The 10,107-nt window shown below is 58.6% G+C and carries 12 protein-coding genes; 2 read left to right on the forward strand and 10 right to left on the reverse strand.

All coding sequences use genetic code 11. The features are described from left to right. Nucleotides 1-245: 245 nt before the first annotated feature. On the forward strand, nt 246-593 hold the full coding sequence (locus WMO24_RS09470; RefSeq protein WP_349216197.1) for a PadR family transcriptional regulator: 348 nt from the start codon (nt 246-248) through the stop codon (nt 591-593). Further along, nucleotides 593-1,948, forward strand: a complete 1,356-nt coding sequence (locus WMO24_RS09475; protein ID WP_349216198.1) for a permease prefix domain 1-containing protein — start codon at nt 593-595, stop codon at nt 1,946-1,948. Before WMO24_RS09470 ends, WMO24_RS09475 begins: the two co-directional genes overlap by 1 nt. 31 nt (nt 1,949-1,979) lie before the next feature. Here the strand turns inward: WMO24_RS09475 and WMO24_RS09480 are convergent, their stop codons facing one another. The 10 genes from WMO24_RS09480 to WMO24_RS09525 form a co-directional block, all read right to left on the reverse strand. After that, complete coding sequence (locus tag WMO24_RS09480; protein ID WP_349216199.1) at nt 1,980-2,735, reverse strand: helix-turn-helix domain-containing protein; 756 nt, start codon at nt 2,733-2,735, stop codon at nt 1,980-1,982. A gap of 126 nt (nt 2,736-2,861) precedes the next feature. Beyond that, the gene (locus WMO24_RS09485; RefSeq protein WP_349216200.1) at nt 2,862-4,370 is read right to left on the reverse strand and encodes a hypothetical protein; all 1,509 of its coding nucleotides are present in this window, start codon (nt 4,368-4,370) and stop codon (nt 2,862-2,864) included. A 42-nt stretch (nt 4,371-4,412) separates the two neighbouring features. Next, complete coding sequence (gene upp, locus WMO24_RS09490; RefSeq protein ID WP_349216201.1) at nt 4,413-5,042, reverse strand: uracil phosphoribosyltransferase; 630 nt, start codon at nt 5,040-5,042, stop codon at nt 4,413-4,415. A 36-nt stretch (nt 5,043-5,078) separates the two neighbouring features. Continuing rightward, nucleotides 5,079-5,525: a ribose 5-phosphate isomerase B gene (gene rpiB, locus WMO24_RS09495; RefSeq protein ID WP_349216202.1), complete on the reverse strand. Its 447-nt coding sequence runs from the start codon at nt 5,523-5,525 to the stop codon at nt 5,079-5,081. A gap of 19 nt (nt 5,526-5,544) precedes the next feature. Further along, entirely contained in the window at nt 5,545-6,237 is a 693-nt protein-coding gene (tsaB, locus tag WMO24_RS09500; RefSeq protein WP_349216203.1) for a tRNA (adenosine(37)-N6)-threonylcarbamoyltransferase complex dimerization subunit type 1 TsaB, read from the reverse strand. Then, nucleotides 6,234-6,659 carry a tRNA (adenosine(37)-N6)-threonylcarbamoyltransferase complex ATPase subunit type 1 TsaE gene (tsaE, locus tag WMO24_RS09505; RefSeq protein WP_349216204.1) on the reverse strand — a complete coding sequence of 142 codons (426 nt, stop codon included), beginning with the start codon at nt 6,657-6,659 and terminating at the stop codon, nt 6,234-6,236. Before tsaE ends, tsaB begins: the two co-directional genes overlap by 4 nt. 147 nt (nt 6,660-6,806) lie before the next feature. Next, nucleotides 6,807-7,016 (reverse strand): DUF378 domain-containing protein, encoded by a 210-nt coding sequence (locus WMO24_RS09510; protein WP_349216205.1) that lies wholly within the window; start codon nt 7,014-7,016, stop codon nt 6,807-6,809. 116 nt (nt 7,017-7,132) lie between these two features. Further along, nucleotides 7,133-8,434: a TRAP transporter large permease gene (locus WMO24_RS09515; protein WP_349216206.1), complete on the reverse strand. Its 1,302-nt coding sequence runs from the start codon at nt 8,432-8,434 to the stop codon at nt 7,133-7,135. Nucleotides 8,435-8,438: 4 nt separating this feature from the next. After that, nucleotides 8,439-8,930: a TRAP transporter small permease gene (locus WMO24_RS09520; protein WP_349216207.1), complete on the reverse strand. Its 492-nt coding sequence runs from the start codon at nt 8,928-8,930 to the stop codon at nt 8,439-8,441. Between the two features lie 15 nt (nt 8,931-8,945). Further along, nucleotides 8,946-9,977 (reverse strand): TRAP transporter substrate-binding protein, encoded by a 1,032-nt coding sequence (locus WMO24_RS09525; protein WP_349216208.1) that lies wholly within the window; start codon nt 9,975-9,977, stop codon nt 8,946-8,948. Nucleotides 9,978-10,107: the final 130 nt, after the last annotated feature.

The raw sequence follows: 10,107 nt of genomic DNA on the forward strand, positions 1-10,107 counted from the left end.
TCCGCACCATTCTTCATTTGTGTACCGGTTCCTGTCTAAATATAACATATACATAAAATATCGCAAGGCCCTTGTAAGGGATGGCAAGTCGCTTGCATACGAAAGCCGGCTGCGGAATATTGGCGGGGCACCGGCAGACGCTGCACAAGAAATGGAAGTGTGTTAAAAAGTAGGAAAGTCTTGACATATATAGATTATCTATGTATAATACAAATATAGATAATCTATATATTGGAGGCGAAAAAATGCAGCAGAAAAATCTGGTTCCCGGATCCACACAAATGCTGCTTCTGCGGCTTTTGCAGGAGAGCGATATGTATGGCTATCAGATGATCGAGGAACTTGGCAACCGTTCCAACGACACGTTCTTGTTGAAAGCCGGAACGCTGTATCCCATTTTGCACACGCTGGAGCAGGAAGGGAAAATCGAAAGTTACGAGGCCGCAGGCACGGCGGGAAAACCGCGAAAATATTACCACCTGACGCAGGTGGGCCGGCAGGCTTTGGATGTACAGCAAAAGGAATGGGACCGGGTCAGTACTGCCATTAACCGCGTGCTGCACCCGGCACAGCTGCAAAGGGGGAATGGCTGATGCTGCCCGCACAATTGGAACAATGGCTGGACCGGGCCGTTGCGCAGCTGCGCTGCCGTGCGGCGGTACAGCCCGTCAAAGCGGAACTGAAAGCACATCTTGAGGATCAGTACGAGGCATTTTTGGCCGGGGCGGATTCGCCCGAACAGGCAGCGCGCAAGACCGTGGAAAGTATGGGGGACGCGGTGCTGGTAGGCGGTAGGCTGGACGAAGTTCACCGCCCCCGTTCCGCCTGGGGGCCGTTTCTTTGGGTGGCAATGCTGTTTGTGCTGGGAACGGCGCTGCGTGTTTTTGGCGAGCTTCGCCTGGGGCCGGACGGGTCCGGAGAAGTGGCGTCTCTGCTTGTGCGGGGCTGTGTACCGGTTGCCGTGCTGGCCGTGGTATATTTTGGAACGGACCTTGTGGCATGGATGCGCCATACCTGGCTGATTTGTGGCGGCGCTCTGGCACTGGTGCTGGGCACCGCGCTTTGTACGCCCACAATCAATGGAGCCCGAATTTACGCACGGCCGCTGTGCGGTTTTCTGGTGTTGGGTTACGCAGCGGTTTTGTACCGGCAGCGGGGCAAGAGACTGGCCGGTCTGCTTTTGAGCGGTGCGGCCATTGTGCCGCTGCTGCTGGCAGCGCTCTATTTGCCTGCACTGTCGCAGGCCATCTGCATTCTGTTGACCGGACTGGTGCTTTGCCTGTATTGCGGATGGCGCGATTGGTTTGGATGGGGGCGCGGCAGAAGCATGGGCCTGACAGCTGCTGTGGCGGTGGGCCTTCCCGCGATCGGATGCCTGTCCAACCCGCATCTGGTGGAGCGAATGCTGGAAAGAGGCAATCCCTTTTCCGACCCCGCGGGCGGCGGCTGGCTGGACCTGCTGCGGCTGACCATCTGGCAGGGGAAATCGCCCTTGCAGCCGCTGACTTCTGAATGGGCGGACCGCGTACCGGAAAATCTTTTTCAGGGGCTCACGGAAGAGTCGCTGTTTCGTCTGCTGGGCTCCGACGATCCATTGACCTGGAGTGCTCATGCGCTGGGCAGACCGGCTGCGCTGGTGCTGTTGGGGGCGCTCATCGTCTGTCTGGTCCTTCTGTGGCGCTCGGTTTTGCGCGTGCGAAGCGCGGCAGGGCGGATGCTGGCACTGGCGGCGGTCGCCTTTTTGACCGCACAGCTTCTGCTGGAACCCTTGAACCTGTCGGTTCCCTTTCTGAGCGGCGGCGTGTGGAGCGGCAGCGTTCAGGCGGTGCTGGCAGGAGTCATCCTCTCGGCTTTTCGCCTGGACCCGGCCAAAGGCGGGCAGGAACCTGCCACGGTACGCGATTGGCTGCACCGCGACGGCAAAGGCTGGCAGATTCGTTTGAGTTAAAAAGGTCCTCCCCGGCAGGGGAGGACCCTTTTTATGCGTATTTTCTTCCGGCCCAGAAAAGCGGTATGAACAGTGAAGAGAGATAGATCAATAAAATGACCAGGCACAGCGTGGGAAGATACTGTGGAAACAGCTTACAGATTGCCCCGTATACCAGTGGATAGGAAAGCGGTGTGACCACGCCCCAGATGCGTCCGGCACGCAAAATAGAAGGCCAGTTTCGATTGTTGAAGCGCACGCCGGCAAGGTGCAACCGCAAAATGCCCGCGCTTACAAAGCCAATGGCATTTTGATCGTAATAAGCGGGCAGCCGGGTATAGCGCGTCAGCCAGAACCAGCCGCCGAAGAACAGAGAAAGCCCTTCCAGATTCCAGAAAATCTCCAGAACCAGATATTCACGCAAACCGAGAAAAAGCAGCAGGGAAATTTCCGCCGCGGCGAGCGCCGCGCAAAGCAAATAAAGGAAAAGCCGCCGGCTTCTGCCGGCCAGAGCTTTTTGCTTTTCCCCGTCGGCAAGGGCCAGAGAACCCGTCACCAGCTTTTCCACTTCGCCCATGGACATCGACTGATCCCGAGGCTGATCCCGGGCCTGCAGCAGTTCAGTCACGGTCACTTCCAGGACTTCCGCCAGCGGCTCCAGCAGTGCGATATCCGGATAATTGAGGCCGCGCTCCCATTTGCTGACGGCTTTGTCCGTGACGTGCAGAGCTACCGCCAGTTCCCGCTGCGTCAAACCTTTCTGTTTGCGAAGCTGTGCGATTTTTCGGCCTGTGTATTCCGCATTCATGTCCATCCCTCCTGTGCTCAGTATGCCATATGTGCGCCCGAAAGTCACTCGACAAAAAGTAGAAATCCCGTTTTTGCAAGAAAAAGGGCTTTGAAGACTTGCTTCAAAGCCCCGGAACAACGTCCTTTATTTTTGATTCTGAGATTTCCAATAAGAATCAGCCGACTTGGAACCTTTTTGGTAATGCGCTGCAAAATTGCCAAGCGTCTGCGTCGGTTTCCCTCTCTTGGCGGCAGCCACCATATCGTCGGTGATCTTGGGCAGCTGGCCGGTGCGCGCCACCGTTTGGAACCGGTTCTGGCTCTTGGCGGCAGCTACCATATCATCGGTGATCTTGGGCAGCTGGCCGGTGCGCGCCGCCGTTTGAAACTGGTTCTGGCTCTTGGCGGCAGCCACCATATCATTGGTGATCTTGGGCAGCTGACCGGTGCGTGCCGCGGTCTGAAAACGCGCTTTGTTCTGCGCGGCGATCATCTCATCGGTGATCTTCGGAATCTGTGTGGTGCGCGCAGGCTTGGAAGGCGCAGGCCAGGCGATGGGGGTGCGCTCTACGTGCTCTGCAGGTGCGGGAGCCTCCGCACCCGCACGCGGTGCGGGTGCCTCTGTGCGAGGAGCGCTCCAGGCCTGCCCCCACGTGGAAGCGGATTCCTTCACGGGCTGAGCCGCCGCGGGAACAGCTGCGGGCTTCGGTTCCGCAGGAACCTGTGCGACGGGGGTGGCCGGTGCGGCCGCCTGAACCGGAACAACGGGCTGCGGGGCCGGCGCTGTGGACTGTGCCAGCCGCTGCGCCTCTGCCTGACGGGCCAGCGCTGCAAGGCGCGCCTCTTCCTGTGCGATCATCTCATTGGTAATGCGGGGCAGCTGACCGGTGCGCGCGGCATCTGCCAGGCGGATTTGCTCTGCGCGGCGGGCCTGCTGTTGCTCGTGTGCACGCTGAAGAAGTTCCTCTTCGCGTGCCGAATGCTGTGGAGAGGGCTGCGGCGCCTGTACGGGCTGCGCGGCCTGTGCAGCGCTGGCCTGCTCCTGCACTTGCTGCTGAAGCCGGGCCTGTTCGGCCAGACGGCGCGCCTGCTCCTGCGCAATGCGTGCGTCTTCCATCGCCTTGACACGGGCAGTTTGAGCAGCCTTGTACTGCTGATCCACTGCCTTGAAGTTGATGGGCTGCCAGTGATGCTGTTCCACAGGCTCCTGTTCCTGCTTTTCGGGCATCGGCGTATGTACTGCAGCCTGCACGGGCTTGGGTGCCGCCATGACCGGGACAACAGGCTGCTCCGGCTGCACTACGGGTGCAGGTGCGGGAGCCGGTGTTTCCTCAACGGGCAGCGGCTCGTCCAATGTCTGCAGGGGCTGAAGTTCAGGCTCCGGCTGCTGCGGCGCATCAGAGGCCGGCTGCGGCAGCTCTGCCTCTTTTTTTACCAGTTTTGACAGGGTGCGGATCTCCTGGATTTTGCACACCAGAAGACCGATGATCGCAATGCCAAGACCAACGGTACACGCGAGCATCAGCCAGCGGATCGTGGAAGAAAACACCTCGCTTGTGAGCAAAAGCCAGATACACAGCGCAAGGCCGCAGCACATGACAAGCACCGTGGCGATGGTTGCCAGCACCTTTCTTCTCAGTTCGCGTTTTGCCATAGATTCATTCTCCACTCTTTGTTGAAAGTCGTGGCACAAAAATTATTTGGTGCCGAAAATGCGGTCGCCCGCGTCGCCCAGGCCCGGTACGATGTAGCCGTTCTCATTCAGGCGCTCGTCCAGCGCAGCCATGTAGATGTCCACGTCGGGATGGAGTTCCTGCAGGCGTTTCAGGCCTTCGGGTGCGCCGATAATGCCGATGAACTTGATGTTCTTCACGCCGCGCTTTTTGATTTGAGTGATGGCGTCACAGGCAGAGCCGCCGGTGGCCAGCATGGGGTCCAGAACGATGACTTCGCGCTCGGCAATGTCTGCGGGCAGCTTGCAGTAGTACTCCACAGGCTCCAGCGTCTCCTCGTTGCGGTACATGCCGATGTGGCCGACTTTTGCAGCGGGGATCAGGGCCAGCATGCCGTCCACCATGCCGAGGCCGGCGCGCAGAATGGGAACCAGCGCAACCTTGCGGCCGGACAGCATGTGCGTTTTGGCCACGGCGATGGGCGTCTCGATCTCTACCTCTTCGGTGGGAAGGTCACGGGTGGCCTCATAGCAAAGAAGCATGGCCAGCTCGCTGACGAGCTCCTTGAATTCCTTGGTGCCGGTGTTTTTGTTGCGAAGCAGGCTCACTTTGTGCTGTACCAGGGGGTGATCCATGATGACGGTCTTGCTCATGTTTGTCAGACTCCTTTGTTTTTTAATTGATATCGTTCAGCGGTTCTCGATCTCAGTGATTTTGGCGATGCGCCGGGCATGGCGTCCACCCTCAAATTCGGTGTTCAGGAATACATCCACCAGCTCGCACGCGAGACCGGCGCCCACAACGCGTCCGCCCATGCACAGCACGTTGGCGTCGTTGTGCATACGGGTGTACTTGGCGCTGAACGTGTCGCTGCAGCAGCAGGCGCGAATGCCTTTGACCTTGTTGGCAGCAATGCTGATGCCGACGCCCGTTCCGCAGAACAGAAGGGCTTTTTCGCATTCACCCTTGACAACGGCCTCGCAGGGGGGAACGGCCATGTCGGGATAGTCCACGGACTCTTCACTGTATGTACCAAAGTCCTGATAGGCCACGCCCAGCGCGTCCAAATGCTGTTTTACGGCTTCCTTTAATGCCCAGCCGCCGTGATCGGCGCCGAGTGCGATCGGTTTGTTCATATGAGATCCTTCCTCTCTATTATTGTGTGGACGTGCGTTTTGCACGTTCGCGTTCTGCCTGACTGAGACGATGATATTCCGGAACAAGCTCGGCCGGAGAAACCGGCGTACCTGCCGCCAGTGCGGCACGGCATACACAGCCCGCCCGGCAAAGCCGGTACTCCGCGGGCCAAAGCTGAAGGTCCGGCCTGCGTTCGTGCCATGCGTCCCATACAATTTGTGCGCCGTCGCCAAAGCACCAGACCGGCCCGGGCAGCGACATCATCAGTTCTTCCAGCTGTGCAGCCGGTGCGCTGGCGTCCTCGCAGAGCCGGGTGACGGTGCCATCTGCCACGGAAAAAGCAGCGTAGTATACCTCGCCGCGGCGCGCGTCCAGTGCACAGAGGGCGGTGCCGTTCGTACAAAGCCCCCAGGCCAGCGCTTCCAATGTGGAAACGCCCACACAAGGAGTTTGCCGGGGCATGGCCAATCCTTTTACGGCTGCCAGCCCGATGCGAAGCCCTGTGAAGCTGCCGGGCCCGTGGGTCACGGCAAACAGATCCACATCCCGCACATGCAGTTTGGCGGCGCGCAAAGCGTCATCACAAAGGGCTACAAGACTTTCGCTGTGGGTCAGCCCGGCGGCCAGATAATTTTCGTACACCAGGACGCCGTCCCGCACAATGGCGGTGCTGGCGGTTTTACCGGTGGAGTCCACCCCCAGAACGATCATAGCTGCGCCCCCTCGATGGTGATGCGGCGGCTGGTGTCGCCGGTGGAAACAATGTCAATGCGAATGGCCCGCTGTTCCGCCAGAAGAGAAGCGGCGTTCTCGCTCCATTCTGCCGCGACCACGGCGCCCTCGTCCAGATAATCAAAGAACCCGGCCGTTTCCAGATCGGCCAGTGTAGAAATGCGGTACAAATCAAAATGTGCCATGGGCTGCGGCCCGCGGTAATAGTTCACAATGGCAAAGGTGGGGCTCTGCACGTCGTCGGTGCAGCCCAGCCCGGCGGCAATGCCTTCGCAGAATGCGGTCTTGCCGGCACCCAGTCCGCCTGTGAACAGAATCAGATCGCCGGGGTGAAGCGTTTGTGCCAAACGGCGGCCCAGTGCCACGGTCTCCGCCTTGCTGTTTGTCTCAAATACCGCCATAGTTCACCTCTGCGCTTGTACATATTTCAACCTATTATATAACAAAACAGGCCTTTTTGTAAAGTTGGAAAAGAAAGGGCGGCACACTGCCGGAGCTGTACAGCCCCGGCAGTGCGCCGCCGAGAGGGAAAAGAAACTGCGTAAGGGTCAGGTGTCTTTGGAGACGCCCAGTTCAAACAGGCTGGGAATGGCGCACAGCGCCGCGACACCCACCAGTGTGAAGACCGTGCGGCTGAGGAAAGAGGTGGCGCCGCCCAGCAGCCAGGCCACGGCATTGAAGCCGAACAGGCCGATCAGGCCCCAGTTGATGCCGCCGATAATGATCAGCGCAATGCAGATTTTATAGAATACATTCATGACCGTTAACTTCCTTTCTCATGAAGGTTTCGATGCCCATAGTATTCCCGCCGTCTGCAGCTTTATACATCATCACACAGAAACGCCCCGGCCCAAAGGCCGGGGCGAAACAGGTTTTAGAGAAGGCCTGCCAGCTGGGGAAGACCCAGACTGACGATGGGGATGTAGGTCACCATCAGCAGACCGACCAGAATGGCTACATAATACCACAGCATGTACGGCATGACCTTGGACAGGGACGAGCGACCCACCTTGATGGCAACAAACAGCGTGTTGCCAACCGGCGGCGTGATATTGCCGATGCACAGGTTGTACACCAGAATCAGACCGAACTGCACAGGATCCATGCCGAAGGTCTGCACCACCGGCAGGAACAGCGGGGTGAAGATCAGAATGGCCGGGGTGACGTCCATAAACGTTCCGGCAATCAGCAGGATCACGTTCATGATCAGCAGGATGATGACGGGGTTGTCCGTGAGGCCCAGCAGCGCGTCGGAAATTGCCTGCGGAATCTGCGTGAAGGCCATGACCCAGCCCAGAATGTTGGACACGCCGATGAGGAATACGACCATGCCGCTCATTTTGGCGCTGGAGACCACAATGTTCCAGAAGGATTTCAGAGTGATGTTGCGGTAGCAGATGCCCAGGATCAGCGCGTAGACCACGGCGATGGCGGAACCCTCTGTAGCGGTGAAAATGCCGCCCACGATGCCGCCGATGACCACCACGATCAGAGACAGGGACGGGAGCGCACGCAGCGTGGCAATGCCCAGGTTCTTCCAGTCAAATTTGCCGGGTGTTCCCTTGTAGCCTTTTTTCTTGGCGATGATGATGGCGGCCACCATGCAGCACAGGGCCCAGATGATGCCGGGCACATAACCCGCCAGGAACAGCGCGGCCACAGAGGTGCCGCCCGCGGCCAGCGAGTAGGTGATCAGCGCATTGGACGGCGGGATCAGCAGACCGGAGGGAGCGGACGCGCCGTTGGTGGCTGCGCACAGTGCTTTGTCATAGCCCTGTTCTTCCTCGCCCTGTTCCACCATGCTGCCCACAGCCGCGGCTGCGGCGGACGCGGAACCGGAAATGGCGCCGAACAGCGCGTTGGCGCCTACGTTGGTGACCAGAAGTGCGCCGGGCAGCTTGCCCAGAATGGCCATTACAAAGTCAACCAACCGCTTGGCAATGCCGCCCTGGTTCATCAGGTTGCCGGCCAGAATGAAGAAGGGAATGGCGGTCAGACTGAATTTGCTCATGCCGACGAAAATGCGCTGTGCGCCGGTGATCACCGAGACGTCCAGAGGCACTGTCTGCAGAATGGCGATCAGAGAGGAAATGCCGATGGAGTAAGAGATGGGCACGCCGGCAACCAGAAGGACAGCCAGCACGGCCACAATAATCAATAAGGATTGAATTGCCATTTGCTCACGCCTCCTCTTTCTTGGTGTCCGCAGTGGATTTGCAGATGTCGACGATGTTCAGCACCGTGTAGATCATGTTGAGCACGCCGCAAAGGGGGAGCACAACATAGAAAACGCCCACAGCCACGCCCAGGGAAGAAGTGGTCTGCCCCATGGCAAGCTGGGTGATCTGCACGCCGCCGTACACAAGGATGATGAGGGAGAAGGCAAACGCAATCAGTTCGCCGAATACCTCAAAGACCTTGCGGGCACCGGCGGGCATACGGTCCACGACAATAGGGATATTCATATGTCCGCGCTCGCTGGTGACCAGAGAGGCGCCCAGCAGGCTGGCCCACGCAAACAGATAGGAGACCAGCTCCTCGGACCAGGAAGAGGGGTTCTGCAGAATGTAGCGGGTAAAGACCTGCCAGCAGGTCAGTGCCACCATGGCAATGAAACTGATGCCGGCCAGTGCGTTCAAAAGTTTGGTCAGAGCATTTCTCAATGTGTTCATTTCACCGGCACCTCCTTAAGATTCCCCGGAGGGGTACTGTTCGTTGTACGCCTGAATGGCCTCGTAGATGGGCGCAAGGTCCGGATGTTCGGCCAGCATGGAATCGTGCATGGATGCACAGGCCTCCTGGAACGGCTTGGTGTCCGGATACAGGAACTCAACACCCTGTTCGTTCTGAGCGCGGTCCTTAGCCTCTTCCACGGCGCTGACCCACTCTTCGCGCTGCACCTGATTGGCCAGGTCGAAGCCCTCTTCAAAAATGGCGCGCTCCTCTTCGCTCAGACCGTCCAGGAAGGCGATATTGCCGATCAGAATATCCGGGATCATCTGATGCATGTCGTAGGAATAATATTTGCACACGTCACCGTGGCCGTTGTCCGTCAGCGCCAGCTCGTTGTTCTCGGCGCCGTCGATGATTTTGGACTGCAAAGCGGTGTACACATCGCCGAAGCCCATGGGGGTGGCAGAGCCGCCCAGCAGACGCATCATTTCCACGTTGGTGGGAGACTGCTGTACGCGGATTTTCAACCCCTTCAGATCGGCCGGCGTCTCAATGGGCGTGTTGACCGTGTAGAAATTGCGGGTGCCGGCGTCCAGCCAGGTCACGGCCTCAAAGCCGGCCTGCTTGGTGGACTCAAAAATCGGGCCGGTGATGGACTCGTCGTCCATGGCCGCGTGATATGCCTCGCTGCTGGAGAACAGATAGGGAAGGTTGAACAGTGTGTAGTTGTCGCTGAAGGTTTCCAGCAGAGAGTTACTGGCTACGCAGAAGTTGATGGCGCCGGTCTGGGTCAGCTGCACCATTTCGTTCTGGGAGCCCAGCAGTTCGCTGGGGTAGACTTCTACATTATATTTGTCTCCCAGCTTGCTCTCGATAAACTCTTCAAAAGCCACCAGAGCAATGTGCGTGGGATGGTTGGTAGACTGGTTGTGTCCAATGCGAATGATCTGACGGTTGTCCTCTCCGGAGGCTCCGCAGGCCGCCAGCATTCCGAGCGATACGACCGCCGCCAGTGTCAGCGCGGCCGCGCGCAGAATCCGTTTCATAAGATTCCCCCTTCTTATAATTTCAATCATGTTGGTTGCCCCGGTCGGGGCGCGTGGTGATTGCATCGACCTCCTTTTTACAGACCGCCGCCCCGAAAGACGGCAGAACAGCAGCGCGCACCAAATGTTC

Origin of the sequence: Ruthenibacterium intestinale (assembly GCF_040096265.1) — a bacterium.
Lineage (GTDB): Bacteria > Bacillota > Clostridia > Oscillospirales > Ruminococcaceae > Ruthenibacterium > Ruthenibacterium komagatae.